Below are 15,191 nucleotides of genomic sequence, written 5' to 3' on the forward strand. Positions count from 1 at the left end.
CGGGAGCGGGCACCGCCGTGCGGAGAGCACGTGAGGACCTTGTGATATCCCGCGCGCCTGCCTGTGATCAGCTCCTCCACAGCTGACGCATCTGCCGGAACAAGGCAAACTGGCGGAGATGTAAACGGGTCCTAGGGGGACTGCGATGGGCGGGGTACCGCGAGTGCCGGAGCAGAGGCGTCCCGGCTCCTCGGCAGATACGGCGGAGCCGGCCGAGCCGGCGGCGGCGCTGCGCTTCGGCTTGCTCGGTCCGGTGCGCGCCTGGCGCGGCGAGGAGCAGCTCCCCACCGGGTCCCCCCAGCAACGCGCCCTGCTCGCGGCCCTGCTGCTGCGCGAGGGCCGTACGGCGACCGCGGCGGAGCTGATCGACGCCCTGTGGGGCGAGGAGCCGCCCTCGCAGGCGCTGGCCGCGGTACGGACGTACGCCTCCCGGCTGCGCAAGGTGCTGGACCCCGGGGTCCTGGTGAGCGAGTCGGGCGGCTACGCGGTGCGGGGCCTGGCCGAGGGCGCGCTGGACCTGGCGGTGGCGCAGGAGCTGGCCACGGAGGGGGAGAAGGCCAGGAACTCCGGGGATCTGTGCCAAGCGCGCAAGGCGCTGGGGCGGGCGCTGGCGCTGTGGGACGGGGAAGTGCTGGCGGGGGTCCCCGGGCCGTACGCGGAGGCTCAGCGGGTCCGCCTGGAGGAATGGCGGCTCCAGTTGCTGGAGTCCCGCCTCGACATGGACCTGGAGCAGGGCTGCCACGCGGAGGCGGTCTCGGAGCTGACGGCGCTGACCGCGGCGCACCCGCTGCGGGAGCGGCTGCGGGAGCTGCTGATGCTCGCGCTGTACCGCAGCGGCCGTCAGGCGGAGGCGCTGGCGGTGTACGCGGACACGCGGCGCCTGCTGGCGGACGAGCTGGGTGTGGACCCGCGCCCGGGCCTGAAGGAGCTCCAGCAGCGGATCCTGCAGGCGGACCCCGGCCTCGCGGCGCCGTCGGCGCCGGTGGCCGAGCCGCCGACGGCCCCGGTGCGCCCGGCGCAACTCCCGGCGACCGTGCCCGACTTCACGGGCCGTTCCGCCTTCGTCTCGGAGCTGAGCGAGGTCCTCGCCTCGGCCGAGGGCCGGGTGATGGCGGTGTCGGCGGTGGCGGGCATCGGCGGCGTGGGCAAGACGACGCTCGCGGTGCACGTGGCCCACCAGGCGCGCACCGCCTTCCCCGACGGGCAGCTCTACGTCGACCTCCAGGGCGCGGGCGCGCGGGCGGCGGAGCCGGAGACGGTCCTGGGCTCGTTCCTGCGCGCCCTGGGCACGGCGGACTCGGCGATCCCGGACTCGCTGGAGGAGCGGGCGGCGCTGTACCGGTCCGTGCTGGACGGCCGCCGGGTCCTGGTCCTGCTGGACAACGCCCGTGACGCGGCCCAGGTCCGCCCGCTGCTGCCGGGCATGGAGGGCTGCGCGGCGCTGGTGACGTCCCGGGTGCGGATGGTGGACCTGGCCGGTGCCCATCTGGTCGACCTGGACGTGATGTCCCCGGAGGAGGCGCTGTCCCTCTTCACGAAGATCGTGGGCGAGGAGCGGGTGGCGTCCGAGCGAGAGGCGGCGCTCGACGTGGTCGCGGCGTGCGGTTTCCTGCCGCTGGCGATCCGCATCGCGGCGTCCCGGCTCGCGGCACGCCGTACGTGGACGGTGTCCGTACTCGCCGCCAAGCTCGCGGACGAGCGGCGCCGGCTGGACGAACTCCAGGCCGGGGACCTGGCCGTGAAGGCGACCTTCGAGCTGGGGTACGGCGCACTGGACGCGACCCAGGCCCGGGCGTTCCGGCTGCTGGGGCTGGCGGACGGGCCGGACATCTCGCTGGCCGCCGCCGCGGCCGTACTGGACCTGCCGGTGGAGGAGACGGAGGACCTGCTGGAGTCCCTCGTCGACACCTCGCTGCTGGAGTCGGCGGCGCCCGGGCGGTACCGGTACCACGATCTGGTGCGGCTCTACGCGCGTGCGTGCGCGGAGCGGGACGAGTGGCCGCCGAGCGAGCGGGATGCGGCGCTGTCGCGGCTGCTGGACTTCTATCTGGCCACGGCCGCGGGAGTTTACGCGATCGAGCGGCCGGGGGATCGGTTGGTGGATCATCTGGCGGCGACCGAGTATCCAGGGCTGACGTTCGAGGACCGGCATCACGCTCAGGACTGGTTGTACTCGGAGGCCGTCTGCCTGCTCGCGTGTGTGCGTCAGTCCACAGCTCCCCACCAGTTGAGGCGTGCCGTCGACCTGCTCTGGCTGGCCATCGACCTCACCGAGTCGGGCGCGAACTCCAAGGAGTACGAAGCGACAGCGGCCTCCATGCGCGCCGCGGCGCACGCCGCCGGAGACCAACGGGCGCAAGCCCGGGCCCTCGTGACCCTGGCCAACGGCCATCACCTTTCGGGCAGCCACTTCGAGCTCGCGGATCAGGAGGCCGCCGACGCGGTGCAGCTGGCAGAGGCCGCGGGGGATCCGCTCCCCCGTTGCTGGGCGTCCAACATGCTGGGCATCATCGCGCTCTACCAGAGCAGGTACGAGGACGGCGAGACACACCTGACCCGCGCCATAGAGAGCTTCCGCTCCTGCGAGGATCGCCCGGGCGAGGCCAGCGCCCTGTGCAACCTGTCGCGGATCCATCTCGCCATGGGGCACACCGACAGCGCGGTGTCCCTGGCCGAGCAGGGCACCGCCATGTACGACGACATGGGGCACGCGCTGAAGGGAGCCAACGGCCGGTACGCGCTGGGCCTCGCACTCACCCAAAGCGGTCAGCTGGATCAAGCCGCCGATCGGCTGGGGCAGGCGCTCGAAGTCTTCCAGGACAGCCGACAACGCCTCTGGGAGGGTATGACCCTCTTCCGTCTCGCCGAGGTCGACCTGGCCGCCCTGCGCCCGGGGCAGGCCGCGGCCAACGCGGAACTGGCACTGACCGTGCTCCGCGGAATCGGCGGTGAGTGGCGGCGCGGCAACGTACTCACCGTGCTGGGGCGGGCCTTGAGCGGCATCGGGCAGACCGGTCGTGCTCAGGTCTGCTGGCAGGAAGCTCTGGAGATCTTCGAGGAGCTCAAGGCCCCCGAGGCCGAAGAAGTACGAGCACTGCTCCAGCCTCTTACCCTCGCCTGACAAGGCACGTACGCGTTCATCGTTCGTTTATCGCCCCACGGCACTCTTGTCGTGTCGATCCGTCGCGTCGGGGGGCAGGCGGGACGACCGGTGGCCGCACCTTAAGGTGTTGCGGCCCGGAGGTGACCGGCCCGGCGGCCCGCGGGGGAGTTGCCGGGCCGGTCCCACCACTCACCGCACCAAGAACATTCAGGGGAGCCAGTCATGAGCAACGAGAAGAAGACGACCGCTGAGGCAGAGGCGACGAACACCGAGGCCGCCAAGGTGACCACGCTGAACAGCCACGCCACCAGCGAGCCGCTGAACACCGTCCTCGCCGCCGACGAGGGCACCGGCGACGCCACCACCGACAACTCGCACGCCACCGGCGAGCCGACCAGCTGAAGCCACATCCCACGGGGATCGGCCGCGGCGGCTCGGAGGGGAAGCTGCCGCGGCCGAGGTGCGTCCGCCGCAGCAACAGCCATCAGCCCCGATAAACTCTCATTGAGCTTCTTCGAGTTGGGCATCGATCAGGTGATGGCCAGCGAAGGGCAACGAGCGAGGCCCCTGGGCTGTTGATCGAGATGTCTGACGTCTCAACCACATTGCTCGGGGGCCCCGTTGGTCATCCATCCTGCCGCACTCGACCTGCCGCATGCGCTCGTGGAGTGGGTCACCATGCTGATCGTCACCCGTGAGGGCGACCGCCGATGCAAGCTGCGCCCGTCTCAGCGTGCGATGGTGGCACTGGTGTACCTGCGCGAACACGCCACCCTGGCGAAGATCGCTGCCGGATTCGGGATCTGCGAGTCCACCGCCCACGCCTACACCAGTGCGGTCGTCCACCTGCTCGCCGAACGAGCACCGGGTCTGCTCAAGGTTCTGCGCGAGAGCGACGCGGCCTTCGTCCTGCTGGACGGCACGCTCGCCGAGTGCGACCGAGTCGGCGACGGACGGGGCGACTACTCCCAGAAACACCGGCGCCACGGCGTGAACGTGCAGGTCGTCACCGACCCCGGCGGCCGGCTGCTGTGGCTCTCACCCGCCCTGCCAGGCCGCACTCACGACCTGACCGCCGCTCGCACCCACCGGATCATCCGGATCTGTGAGCGCCAGGGCGTTCCCATCCTGGCCGATCTCGCCTACCAGGGTGCTGGCCCGTGGCTGACCACACCGGTCACAGCGCGACGACTCGAACCCGCTCCCCGCAGAGCTTGGTCATGTCGTCCTCATCGGACGTGTAGAGCACGACATTCCCGCCGAGCCGCCCAGCGATCACGGCCAGCGCAGCATCGATGGCGTACTTGTGTCCGTGAAGCCCGGTGTCCCGCAGCAGCACGACCGCCTCCTCCGCCACGTCCCGCGTGACGGGCTCGACGACGATCCGGGACATCGCCCATGCCCAGGCCGCGTGCTGCACCTGACCGTGGTAGGCCTCGATCAGGGTCATGGAGCCGGTGACAACCCGGATGCCGGAGCGGTGCGCCTGCGTGAGCCGCGCGGTCATCCTCCGCTCGCGCCGGACAGCCCGGGAAAGAGCCTCACAGTCCAGCACGAATGTGCCGACGCTCATCAGCCCGCCATCGGAAGGTGCGCATCACCGTCGGCCTCGCGTTCCGCGAAGTGGCGCTCGTGCCCCCGCAGCTCCGCCTCCGCCTCCGCAAGCTCGGTCTCGGTGAGCGGTCCGCCTTCTTCCTGCATCCAAGCGACCAGCTCTCCCAGCCGGTCCTGCTCCCGCTGACGCTCTATGGCCCGCGTGACGAACGCACTGAAGTTGCCCGCCCCCACCTCGCGCCGGATCTCCTCGGCGAGCTCCTCCGGCAGTGTCACAGTGTACTTCTTGGTTGCCATACCACTCACCATACCGCCGCCACTCGCGACTGGCCCCCCTCGCTCCGGCTCTGCACGTGCTGGTCGGCAAAGCGGCGCGATACCGACCGCCCTCGAACCCCTCACCATCACGGGCTCACGGCCGGCTCCCCGCCCGCCCCCGCAACTCCCCCTTGACCACCTTCCCGCTCGCGTTCCGCGGCAGCTCCCCCAGGAACTCCACCACCCGCGGCACCTTGTAGTTCGCCATCTCCCGCCGCGCCCACGCGATCAGGTCGTCCCCGGTCAGCACCGCCCCCGGCCGGCGCACCACGTACGCCTTGCCGGCCTCGCCCAGCCGTGCGTCCGGTACGCCGATCACGGCGACCTCGGCCACGTCGGGGTGCACTCCCAGGATCTGCTCTATCTCCGCGGGGTAGGCGTTGAAGCCGCCGACGATGAACATGTCCTTGATGCGGTCGGTGATGCGCAGGTTCCCCGCCGCGTCCAGCACCCCCACGTCCCCCGTCCGCAGCCAGCCCTCCTCCGTCAGCACCTCCGCCGTCGCCGCCGCGTCCTCGTAGTAGCCCCGCATGACGTTGAAGCCGCGGACGAGGACCTCGCCGGGCTCGCCGGGCGGGGCCTCGACGCATACCTCCGTGCCCGGGATCGCGCGGCCCGAGGTCGAGGCGATGACCGACGGGTCGTCGCCGCGCCGGCACATCGTGACGATGCCGCCGGCCTCGGAGAGGCCGTACGCCGTGAGGACCGTCTCCACGCCCAGCTCCCCGCGCAGGCGTTCCACCAGCCGCAACGGCACGACCGCCGCGCCGGTCACGACGAGCCGCAGCGCGGAGAGGTCGTGCGTGTCCCTCGCCGGGTGGTCCAGCAGCGACTGGTGGAGGGTCGGCGGGCCCGGCAGTACGGACACGCGTTCCGCCGCGATGTTCGCCAGGGCCGTGGTCACGTTGAACACCGGCTGGGGGATCATCGTGGCGCCCCGCATCAGACAGGCGATCACCCCGGCCTTGTAGCCGAAGGTGTGGAAGAAGGGGTTCACGATCAGATAGCGGTCGCCCTGCCGCAGCCCCGCGAGGTCGCTCCACACCTCGTAGGCACGGAGCGTCTGCGCGTGGGTGATCACCGCGCCCTTCGGGCGGCCCGTCGTGCCGGACGTGAAGACGATGTCCGACGGCCAGGAGCCCTCCACGGCCCCCGCGCGCGCCCGCACCTCCGCCTCGCCCACCCCGTCGCCGCTCGCCAGGAAGTCCTTCCAGGTACGGAAGTCCGCCGGGGCGTCGTCCGACAGCACGACCACCTGCCGCAGCTCCGGCAGCCCCGGCCCCTCCGCGACCGCCCTGCGCAGCGACGCCACGTACGAGGTGCCCAGGAAGGTGCCGGTCACGAAGAGCAGCCGGGCCCCGCTGCGGCGCAGCACGTCCGCGGCCTCCGTGCCCTTGAACCGCGTGTTCACCGGCACGAGCACCGCCCCCGCCGACACCGCGCCGAGCGCCGCCACGATCCAGTCCAGCGTGTTCGGGGCCCAGATGCCGACCCGGTCGCCGGGCGCGATGCCGTTCGCCAGGCAGGCCGCCGTCGACCGTTCGACGCGGGCGCCGAGTTCGCCGTACGAGATCCGGGTCCGGCCCTCCACCACCGCCTCGGTGTCCGCGTACCGCTCGGCCGCGCGGCGGACCAGCTCCGGGATGCTCTGCCATTCCACGATAGGCCTCCCCGAACTCAGTAGCTGACTACCCGTCAGATTAGCTGTAGCCTGACGCCCTGTCAGCAGCCTGTCCGCAGCGCGGAGGTGTGCACATGGCCGGACTCAAGGACGCGACCGCCGTCGTCGGCATAGGCCAGACGCCGTTCGCCAAACACCTTCCCGAGGACGAGAAGACCCTCGCCTGCCGTGCCGTCCTCGCCGCCCTCGACGACGCCGGAATAGCCCCGGGTGAGGTCGACGCGCTCGCCAGCTACACCATGGAGGAGACCGACGAGGTCGAGCTGGCGAAAGCCGTCGGGTTCGGGGACCTCACCTTCTTCAGCAAGGTCGGGTACGGCGGCGGCGGTTCGTGTGCCACCGTCGCGCATCTCGCCTCCGCCATCGCCACCGGGCAGGCGACGGTCGGCGTCGCCTGGCGGTCACGCAAGCGCGGCAGCGGGCCCCGGCCCTGGCGGAACACCGCCGCCCAACTGCCCACCCCCGCCCAGTGGACACGGCCGTACGGCCTCCTGCGCCCCGTCGACGAGATCGCGATGCTCGCCCGCCGCTATATGCACGAGTACGGCGCGACGCGCGACCACCTCTTCAACGTCGCCCTCGCCTGCCGCAACAGGGCCAACCAGAATCCCGCCGCGGTGATGTACGAACGGCCCCTGACCCGCGAGATGTACATGACCTCCCGGTGGATCAGCGAGCCCCTCTGCCTCTTCGACAACTGCCTGGAGACGGACGGGGCCCTCGCCTGCGTGATCGCCAGCCGGGAGCGGGCCCGCGACTGCCGGCACACCCCCGTCTACGTCCACTCCGCCGCCCAGGGCCTGCCCGCCCAGCACCACGGCATGGTCAACTACTGGAACGACGACCCGCTCACCGGCCCCGCCTGGACCGCCGCCCGGCATCTGTGGAAGCACGCCGACTTCACTCCACAGGATGTGGACGTCGCCCAGATCTATGACGCGTTCACGGCCCTCATACCGCTCTCGCTGGAGGGGTACGGGTTCTGCGGGAGGGGGGAGGGCGGGGCGTTCACGGAAGGGGGCGCCCTCGAGATCGGCGGGCTGCTGCCTCTCAACACCGGGGGCGGCGGGCTCAGCGAGGCCTACGTCCATGGCTTCAACCTCATCAACGAAGGCGTACGGCAACTGCGTGGCACCAGCACCGCCCAGGTCCCCGGCGCCGCCACCTGTCTCGTCACCGCCGGCGAAGGCGTCCCCACCTCCGCGCTGCTCCTGAGGAGTTGACCCAAGGATGCTCTCCCCCGTCACCGACCCCGACGGCGCCCCCTTCTGGCGGTACGCCGCCCAGGGCGAGCTCCGCGTCCAGACCTGCGCCGAATGCCGCGAACCCCGCTTCCCGCCCCGACCCTGCTGCCCGCACTGCCGGTCCTTCGCGAGCGAGTGGACCAGGACCTCCGGTCAGGGCCGCATCTGGTCGTACGTCGTCCCGCACCCGCCCCTCCTGCCCGACTACGCCGAGCAGGCGCCGTACAACGTCGTCGTCGTCGAACTCACCGACGCCCCCCGCATACGCCTGGTCGGCAACCTCGTCACCGGCCCCGGTGCAGCCCTCGACTCCCTCGCCCCGGACCGGATCCGCATCGGCGCCAAGGTCCACGCCGTCTTCAGCGGCACCGGCCTGCCCCAGTGGGTCCTGGAGCGTCCATGAGCCTCACCGTCACGGCCGCCAAGGACACCGGCGTCGCGGTCGTCACCCTCGACCGGCCCGAGCGGCTCAACGCCATCGACCTCGCGATGCGGGATCAACTCGTCGCTGCCTGGCGGGAGTTGCGGTTCGACGACACCGTACGGGCCGTGGTGCTCACCGGTGCCGGGGAGCGGGCCTTCTGCACGGGACTGGACCGGGATGTCGTCGTCGCGCAGCCCGGCTCGCCGTACATGACGGACGATCCGCTCCTGCGGGTCGGGCCCAAGGGCAACGACCTGTGGAAACCGGTCGTCGCCGCCGTGCGGGGCATGGCCTGCGGGGGCGCCTTCTACCTCCTCGGGGAGGCGGACTTCATCGTCGCCGACGCGACCGCCACCTTCTTCGACCCGCACACCACCTACGGCATGGTCAGCGCCTACGAGTCGATGCTCATGGCGCTGCGCATGCCGCACGGGGAGGTCGCGCGGATGGCGCTCATGGGGAGCGCGGAGAGACTGTCGGCGCGGCGGGCCCACGAGATCGGGCTGGTCTCGGAACTCACCGAGCCCGGCGGGGCGTTGGCGGCCGCCGTCGGCTGTGCCACCGTCATCGCCGGGCAACCGGCGCAGGGCGTACAGGGGACCGTGCGGGCCCTGTGGGCGGCCAAGGAGGCCGCGCTCGCCCACGCCTTCGCCCAGGCGCCGCACCTGATCGCGCTCGGGAACCTGCCGGGCGAGCGGCAGGGCGAGCTGTTCCGGGCGCGGCGCCGCGACCACAGGGTCCGGTGAGCTACTCCGCCGTCCGTGTCACGTCGCCCAGCGTGCAGGTGACGCCGCTCGTGCTGTCACCGGCGCCCGGCAGGTACGTGGCGGTCACGTCCAGCGTCTCCGTGGAGTCGGGCGAGACGTACGGAATGGTGGACGCGCTGGTGCGTACGGGGGCACCGTCGGAGTCCTTGAAGGTGACACCGAACTCGTAGGTGTACGTCGTGACGCTGCTGGTGTTGGTGGCCTCGACCCGGGCGACGATGCCCCGGCTCTGGTCGTACACACAGCTGGTGATCTTCACGTCCTCGGTGGGCGAGGCGGTCGCGGTCGCGTCGGTGCCGCCCGAGCCGCCGGTCGAGGACGAGTAGTCGTCGTCATCGTCGTCGTAGTGGGTGCTGCCGCCCGAGTAGCCGCCCGAACTGCTCGACGAGCTGTGGGAGCTCGAGCTGTCGTCGCACCCGCCGCCGTGGGAGCGCCGGGCTCCGGTCAGGGCGACCACCACGCAGACGGACACGGCCACAGCGCGCACATGGCGAAGCTTCACGTTGTTCAACCCCCGAAAAATGTTGTGCAACCCCGTTGTACTGATCGTGAGCACGTCACGTTAGCAGCGGCCACATGGCGGCAATCGCTTACCCGGCGTAGCGTCTCGTGTGAGAGCGGTGAAGAAAGCGCCAGCAGGCCGCGAACCCGCCTTCACCCCGGCGACGGCCGCCGTCCGGCCCCCTTCCGTGCAACCGGCACGACGGCCGTCACCGGGCACGGCCTAGGCCGTTCTGGCCGTCCCGGTGCCCTTCTCCGCGTCCAGCGCGTACACGCACCGGTCCTTGCTGCACGCGTACACGACGCCGTCCTTCACCACGGGCGAGCCGGTGATCTCGCCGCCGGTGGCGAGCTTCCATCTCAGGCGGCCGTCGTCGGCCTTCAGGGTGTAGAGCAGGTGGTCCGTGGAGCCGAAGTGGATACGGCCCTCCGCCACCGCCGGTGCGCCCACGATGTCGCCGCCCGCCTGGAAACGCCACTTCGGCGTCCCGGTGACCGCGTCCAGCGTGTACAGGCCCTTGCCGCTGCCGACGTGGACGTGGCCCGCGGCCACCAGGACCGGCTCCAGCGACGAACGGGACTCGGTGGCGATGCGCCAGCGGTCGCGGCCGTCGGTGGCGTCCAGGGCGTAGACCGTGCCGAGGTAGTCGGCCAGGTACACGCCGCCGCCCGTCACCGCCGGGCCCGGCACGAACGTCGGCGGACACAGGAACAACGCCGGGGCCTCGAAGTGCCAGCGGACGTGACCGCTCGCCACGTCGATCGCGAGCACGCGCGTGCCGGCCGACACGTACACATGGCCGTCCTGGGCCTGCGCCACCCGCACCGGCACTCCGCCGCAGGAGGCGGCGTCGCCGATGGGGTACGACCAGCGCTCGTCGCCCGTGCGGGCGTCCAGGGCCCGCAGGCGGGCGTCCTTCCAGACGTACACCGTGCCGTCGTACAGCGCGGGGCCCGCCTCCGGGGACTCGAAGTCGGTCTGCGCCCCGGTGATCTCCCACAGCTTCTGGCCGTTCGAGGCCTCCCAGGCCTGGACGCCGCCGCCGCGGGTGCCGGTGACGACCGTGCCCCGCTCGGCCTTCAGGGAGTACACCCAGGCGTCCGTCTGCAGGCGCCAGAGGTCCGCGCCCTCACGGCATTCCAGGGCGAACAGGGTGGGCCCGTCGGAGGCGTGGATACGGCCGTCCGCGACCGCCATCGACCAGGCCACGTCCCGCGTCTTGAAGCGGCGGCGGCCGGTGGCCACGTCGAGGGCGTGGACCTCGAAGGAGGTGACGTAGACGAGGTCGTCGGCGACGGAGGGGGTGCCCCAGACGTCGTTCGACATGCGGAAACGCCAGGGGCGCCAGCCGGCCGCCGTCTCCGGGGGCACGGGCGGCGGTGCCGGTACGGCGGGGCCCACGGCGGGGTCCGCGCCGTTGACGCCGGGGTGGGGCCTGGACCAGGAGGCGACGAGGCCGGCCTCCGGCGGGGGCGCCTTCACGGCGGCGGCGCGGGCGTCGGCGACGCGGGGGCCGGGGCCGATGGGCACCGCGGCGCCGGCCAGGCGTACCGGGCCGGTGTCGGGGGCGCCGACCGGGACGGGCGCCGGCTGCGGGCCGGGGACCACCGGGTCGTGCGAGGGCGGCGGAGGGACCGGGGCGGGGGCGACGCGGCCACCGCTGCGACCGGAGGACGTCGACGGCTTCGCCGCCGGACGGCCGCCGCGGCGCGCCTCGATCAGGCTCACCGCCCGCTCGGGCAGCCACGCCGACGCCGTGCCGCTGTCGTCGGAGCCGGAGCCGAAGAGGTGGGGGGCCAGCTGGGCCTGGAGGTCGGCGGGGTTGGGGCGGGCCGTCGCCTCCATCTGCATACAGGACTCGATGAGCGGGCGCAGCTCGTCCGGGAGGCCTTCGAGGTCCGGGCCCTCACGGAGCAGCATGAAGACGGTCTCGACCGGGTTGGCGCCGTGGAAGGGCGGGTGTCCGGTGGCGGCGAACACCAGCATCGAGCCGAGCGAGAAGACGTCGCTCGCGCCGGTCACGCTCCGGGAGTCCTTCGCCTGTTCGGGCGACATGTAGGCGGGCGTACCGACCGCGACGTTGGTCATGGTCAAACGCGTGTTCGAAACGCCGGATGCGATACCGAAGTCGATGACCCTGGGGCCGTCCTCGACCACGAGCACGTTCGACGGCTTGAGGTCGCGGTGGACGAGACCGGCGCCGTGGATGGACTGCAGGGCTTCCGCCACCCCCGCCGCCAGCCAGCGCACCGCCTGGGCCGGGAGCGGCCCGCACTCGTTCACTATCTCTTCGAGGGAGGGCGCAGGGACGTACGCGGTGGCCAGCCACGGCACGGCCGCGCGCGGGTCGGCGTCGACCACGGCCGCCGTGTAGAAGCCGGAGACCGCCCGGGCCGCCTCCACCTCACGCGTGAAGCGGACGCGGAACAGCTGGTCCTCGGCGAGCTCCGTACGGACCGTCTTGATCGCCACGCGCCGGCCGGACGCCGAGCGCGCGAGATAGACCAGCCCCATACCGCCGGCACCCAGCCGTCCGAGCACCTCGAACGGCCCGATCCTGCGCGGATCGTGCTGCGTCAGCTGATCCACCACTCTGCCTGCCACCTCCCCGTACGAGCCGCGCCACCGACATGTTCACGCGACCCCGTGCAGCGTCTCACCACCGCACCGCCTTGGCGGCACGCACCCTGATTCTTCCTGTCCTGGGGCGTGGTTGCGAACCCGAGGATGGAACGGGGTGTCTTGGGACAAAACCACACTCCGGCGCCCGACGGAAAGCTCCGGTTCGCATGTTGGGACGCCGGAGGTAAGCCAGAGGTAAGAGCAAAGTCAGACTTCCGGCGCTCCTCGGCGCTCCAGCAGCGCGAAGGACGCCCCCTGATTGTCGGTGACCACGGCGACCGTTCCGTACGACGTCTCGAAGGGCGGCACCTGAACCCGCCCGCCGAGCCGGGTCACCGTGGCGAGCACGGCCTCGCAGTTCTCCACCCGGAAGTGGACGACGAAGTGGGGCGGCATCATCGCCGGAAAGACCTCCTCGACGGCCGCCCGCCCGAAGTCCGGCTTGGCGTCCGGGCCGAACAGGGCGTCGGCGAAGAGCCCGCCGTAGAAGTCGTTGGCGACCTCGGTGTCCCGGGCGTACAGCTCCGCCCAGCCGAAGCTGCCGACCTCGTGCCGTCGCCCGAAGCCCATGTGCTCGCCGGCCTGCCAGAGCCCGAAGACGGCGCCCTCGGGGTCGGTGACCAGCGCGGCCGTCCCGAGGCCCTCCCCCACCCGCACGGGCGCGGTGACCACCTGTCCCCCGGCCTCGCGGATCCGCCTTGCCAGCGCTGCCGCGTCCGGGGTGGCGAAGAACACGGTCCACACGGTGGGCATCCGCCCGTCCGTCTTGCGCGAGAGCGAGGCGACGGGCTCGCCGTCCAGCCGGGCGAGCACGGTGGAGTCGTACGCCTCCTCGAAGTCCCACCCGAAGAGCTCACCGTAGAACCGCTTGCCCGCCTCCACGTCGGCAAGCTGCGCGTCCACCCAGCACGGAACGCCCTCCGAGTATCCCGTTCCGTCTGCGGATGCCCTGTTTTCGGCCATGCGGCCAAAGTAACGGCGTCTCACGCACCGCGCAGACCAGGCACACCAGCCTCCGCATCCTCGTGCACCCCATTTGCAGTCGGCCGAATCGCGCCCCGATCACGCCTCGGTAAGCTGACGACATGACAGGACAAGTGCGTACCGTCGACGGCCGCGTGGCCGGTCGGCGTGGGCAGGCGACCCGGCAGAAGCTGCTCGACTGCCTCAGCGAGATGCTCAGCTCCTCCCCCTACCGGGACGTCAAAGTCATCGATGTCGCCCGGAAGGCGGGCACTTCACCCGCGACCTTCTACCAGTACTTCCCGGACGTCGAAGGCGCCGTCCTGGAGATCGCCGAGCAAATGGCCGCCGAGGGCGCCGGGTTGACCGAGCTCGTGGAGGGCCGCAGCTGGGTCGGCAAGGCCGGCTGGCAGACGGCCCAGGAACTCGTCGACGGATTCCTGGAGTTCTGGCGGAAGAACGACGCGATCCTCCGCGTCGTCGACCTCGGCGCGTCCGAGGGCGACAAACGCTTCTACAAGATCCGTATGAAGATCCTGAACTCCGTCAACAACTCCCTGTCGGAAGCGGTCACTCAGCTGCAGGCCAAGGGCAAGGTCGACAAGGACGTCAACCCCGCCGCGGTCGCGGGTTCGATCGTCGCGATGCTCGCGGCGGTGGCCTCGCACCAGAAGGGCTTCCAGACGTGGGGCGTCAAGCAGGCTGAACTCAAGCCGAACCTCGCCCTGTTGGTACACCTGGGCGTGACCGGCAAGAAGCCGACGAAGTAGCTCCCCGATTTTGAGCAAGTCCTGTCTGGCAGGCGGTGGCTCACCCGACGTGGGCCGCCGCCTGCCGTGCTATTCGGGCAGCGGACGATCCCTTACGACGTGCTTCATCACCAGCGTCGAGGTGAGCCGCTGCACCCCCGGCAGTGTCGCCAGCCGCTCGTCGTACAGCCGCTGGAAGGCGGCGAGGTCGGCGGTGGCCACCCGCAGCAGGTAGTCGGGTTCGCCGAACAGCCGTTGCGCGTCCAGGACATGGGGGATGTCCGCGATCGCCCGCTCGAATTCGGCGACCGTGTCCCGGTCCTCCTGCCGCATGGACACGAAGACCAGCGCCTCGAAGGTCAGCCCCACAGCCGCCGGCTCCACCACGGCCCGGTAGCCGCTGATCGCCCCCGAGCGCTCCAGTTCCCGCAGCCGCCGGTGGCACGGCGAGACGCTCAGCCGCACCCGCCCGGCCAGCTCGGTCACGGTCAGCCGCCCGTCCTGCTGCAGCTCGGCAAGAATCTTCCGGTCCACGTCGTCCATGAAGAAGATATTTGCTCACAACTCGCGATCATGAGCAAACTTCGACAACACTTTTGGGCCATTCCCGCCTAATGTCCCCACCATGGACTCCGGACTGCTCCTCTCCTTCCTCGCCATCGACCTCCTGCTCGTCTGCGTACCGGGCGCCGACTGGGCGTACGCGATCTCCGCCGGGCTGCGCGACCGCTCGCCGGTGACGGCGGTGACCGGCCTGGTCACCGGGTACGCGCTGCACACGGTCCTCGCGGTGGCGGGCCTCGCGGTGCTGGTGGCGAGCGAGCCGGGGCTGCTGACCGCGCTGACGGTCGCCGGGGCCGCGTACCTGGTGTGGCTGGGCTGGAGCGTGCTGCGCCGGCCGGGCACGCCGGGGGCGGCCGAGGAGACCGTGGCCACGAGCCCGGCCCGGGCCTTTCTGCGCGGTGCCACGATCAGCGGTCTGAACCCCAAGGGCCTGCTGCTCTACCTGTCGGTGCTGCCGCAGTTCCTGGTGACCAAGGGCGACCACCTGCCGGTCCCCGCCCAGACCGCCGTACTCGGCCTGCTCCACATGGCGTGCTGCGCCGCCGTCTATCTGACGGTGGGCCTCGCGGCCCGCGCGGTCCTCGGCGCCCGCCCGGCGGCGGCGCGGGCGGTCACCCGCACGTCCGGCGCGGCCATGCTGGGGATCGGTGCGTTCCTCCTCGTACAGCGTCTGGCGACGCTATGACACACGCCGCTACGA

14 protein-coding genes are annotated in these 15,191 nt (G+C 71.5%); 8 read left to right on the forward strand and 6 right to left on the reverse strand.

Annotated features, from left to right (window positions below):
- Positions 1-145 precede the first annotated feature (145 nt).
- From PBV52_RS20525 to PBV52_RS20535, 3 genes are all read left to right on the forward strand, one after another.
- A complete protein-coding gene (locus PBV52_RS20525) occupies positions 146-3,121 on the forward strand; it encodes a BTAD domain-containing putative transcriptional regulator (RefSeq protein ID WP_274240013.1) in 2,976 nt (991 codons plus the stop codon).
- 204 nt (positions 3,122-3,325) lie between these two features.
- Positions 3,326-3,505 carry a hypothetical protein gene (locus tag PBV52_RS20530; RefSeq protein WP_274240014.1) on the forward strand — a complete coding sequence of 60 codons (180 nt, stop codon included), beginning with the start codon at positions 3,326-3,328 and terminating at the stop codon, positions 3,503-3,505.
- Positions 3,506-3,724: 219 nt separating this feature from the next.
- Positions 3,725-4,471 (forward strand): transposase family protein, encoded by a 747-nt coding sequence (locus PBV52_RS20535; protein ID WP_373921889.1) that lies wholly within the window; start codon positions 3,725-3,727, stop codon positions 4,469-4,471.
- Positions 4,472-4,675: 204 nt separating this feature from the next.
- Here the strand turns inward: PBV52_RS20535 and PBV52_RS20545 are convergent, their stop codons facing one another.
- Both PBV52_RS20545 and PBV52_RS20550 read right to left on the reverse strand, forming a co-directional pair.
- Entirely contained in the window at positions 4,676-4,954 is a 279-nt protein-coding gene (locus tag PBV52_RS20545; protein ID WP_274240015.1) for a hypothetical protein, read from the reverse strand.
- A 115-nt stretch (positions 4,955-5,069) separates the two neighbouring features.
- Positions 5,070-6,635 (reverse strand): FadD3 family acyl-CoA ligase, encoded by a 1,566-nt coding sequence (locus tag PBV52_RS20550; protein WP_274240016.1) that lies wholly within the window; start codon positions 6,633-6,635, stop codon positions 5,070-5,072.
- 95 nt (positions 6,636-6,730) lie between these two features.
- Here PBV52_RS20550 and PBV52_RS20555 point away from each other — a divergent pair, with 95 nt between their 5' ends.
- Genes PBV52_RS20555 through PBV52_RS20565 form a run of 3 tightly spaced genes read left to right on the forward strand, consistent with a single transcriptional unit; the run spans position 6,731 to position 9,070 of the window.
- A complete protein-coding gene (locus tag PBV52_RS20555; RefSeq protein WP_274240017.1) occupies positions 6,731-7,879 on the forward strand; it encodes a lipid-transfer protein in 1,149 nt (382 codons plus the stop codon).
- Between the two features lie 7 nt (positions 7,880-7,886).
- Complete coding sequence (locus PBV52_RS20560) at positions 7,887-8,303, forward strand: Zn-ribbon domain-containing OB-fold protein (protein WP_274240018.1); 417 nt, start codon at positions 7,887-7,889, stop codon at positions 8,301-8,303.
- Positions 8,300-9,070 (forward strand): enoyl-CoA hydratase/isomerase family protein, encoded by a 771-nt coding sequence (locus PBV52_RS20565; protein ID WP_274240019.1) that lies wholly within the window; start codon positions 8,300-8,302, stop codon positions 9,068-9,070. Before PBV52_RS20560 ends, PBV52_RS20565 begins: the two co-directional genes overlap by 4 nt.
- A gap of 1 nt (position 9,071) precedes the next feature.
- On the opposite strand, the gene PBV52_RS20570 is transcribed toward PBV52_RS20565, so the two are convergent.
- The 3 genes from PBV52_RS20570 to PBV52_RS20585 all read right to left on the reverse strand — a co-directional run bounded on the left by PBV52_RS20570 (position 9,072) and on the right by PBV52_RS20585 (position 13,178).
- The gene (locus PBV52_RS20570; protein WP_274240020.1) at positions 9,072-9,578 is read right to left on the reverse strand and encodes a hypothetical protein; all 507 of its coding nucleotides are present in this window, start codon (positions 9,576-9,578) and stop codon (positions 9,072-9,074) included.
- Between the two features lie 237 nt (positions 9,579-9,815).
- Positions 9,816-12,185 (reverse strand): PQQ-binding-like beta-propeller repeat protein, encoded by a 2,370-nt coding sequence (locus tag PBV52_RS20580; protein WP_373921890.1) that lies wholly within the window; start codon positions 12,183-12,185, stop codon positions 9,816-9,818.
- A gap of 237 nt (positions 12,186-12,422) precedes the next feature.
- A complete protein-coding gene (locus tag PBV52_RS20585) occupies positions 12,423-13,178 on the reverse strand; it encodes a VOC family protein (protein WP_274240021.1) in 756 nt (251 codons plus the stop codon).
- 122 nt (positions 13,179-13,300) lie between these two features.
- Here PBV52_RS20585 and PBV52_RS20590 point away from each other — a divergent pair, with 122 nt between their 5' ends.
- Positions 13,301-13,948 carry a TetR family transcriptional regulator gene (locus PBV52_RS20590; RefSeq protein ID WP_274240022.1) on the forward strand — a complete coding sequence of 216 codons (648 nt, stop codon included), beginning with the start codon at positions 13,301-13,303 and terminating at the stop codon, positions 13,946-13,948.
- A gap of 69 nt (positions 13,949-14,017) precedes the next feature.
- Here PBV52_RS20590 and PBV52_RS20595 read toward each other — a convergent pair whose 3' ends face one another.
- A complete protein-coding gene (locus PBV52_RS20595) occupies positions 14,018-14,470 on the reverse strand; it encodes an Lrp/AsnC family transcriptional regulator (RefSeq protein WP_274240023.1) in 453 nt (150 codons plus the stop codon).
- 82 nt (positions 14,471-14,552) lie between these two features.
- On the opposite strand from PBV52_RS20595, the gene PBV52_RS20600 reads away from it, so the two are divergent.
- Positions 14,553-15,176 carry a LysE family translocator gene (locus tag PBV52_RS20600; protein ID WP_274240024.1) on the forward strand — a complete coding sequence of 208 codons (624 nt, stop codon included), beginning with the start codon at positions 14,553-14,555 and terminating at the stop codon, positions 15,174-15,176.
- Positions 15,177-15,191 lie beyond the last annotated feature (15 nt).

Source organism: Streptomyces sp. T12 (genome assembly GCF_028736035.1).
GTDB lineage: Bacteria > Actinomycetota > Actinomycetes > Streptomycetales > Streptomycetaceae > Streptomyces.

Coding starts and splice junctions, on each gene's coding strand:
- PBV52_RS20525 (WP_274240013.1), top strand. CDS start 146: ATGGGCGGGGTACCGCGAGTGCCGGAGCAGAGGCGTCCCGGCTCCTCG.
- PBV52_RS20530 (WP_274240014.1), top strand. CDS start 3,326: ATGAGCAACGAGAAGAAGACGACCGCTGAGGCAGAGGCGACGAACACC.
- PBV52_RS20545 (WP_274240015.1), bottom strand. CDS start 4,954: ATGGCAACCAAGAAGTACACTGTGACACTGCCGGAGGAGCTCGCCGAG.
- PBV52_RS20555 (WP_274240017.1), top strand. CDS start 6,731: ATGGCCGGACTCAAGGACGCGACCGCCGTCGTCGGCATAGGCCAGACG.
- PBV52_RS20560 (WP_274240018.1), top strand. CDS start 7,887: ATGCTCTCCCCCGTCACCGACCCCGACGGCGCCCCCTTCTGGCGGTAC.
- PBV52_RS20565 (WP_274240019.1), top strand. CDS start 8,300: ATGAGCCTCACCGTCACGGCCGCCAAGGACACCGGCGTCGCGGTCGTC.
- PBV52_RS20585 (WP_274240021.1), bottom strand. CDS start 13,178: ATGGCCGAAAACAGGGCATCCGCAGACGGAACGGGATACTCGGAGGGC.
- PBV52_RS20590 (WP_274240022.1), top strand. CDS start 13,301: ATGACAGGACAAGTGCGTACCGTCGACGGCCGCGTGGCCGGTCGGCGT.
- PBV52_RS20595 (WP_274240023.1), bottom strand. CDS start 14,470: ATGGACGACGTGGACCGGAAGATTCTTGCCGAGCTGCAGCAGGACGGG.
- PBV52_RS20600 (WP_274240024.1), top strand. CDS start 14,553: ATGGACTCCGGACTGCTCCTCTCCTTCCTCGCCATCGACCTCCTGCTC.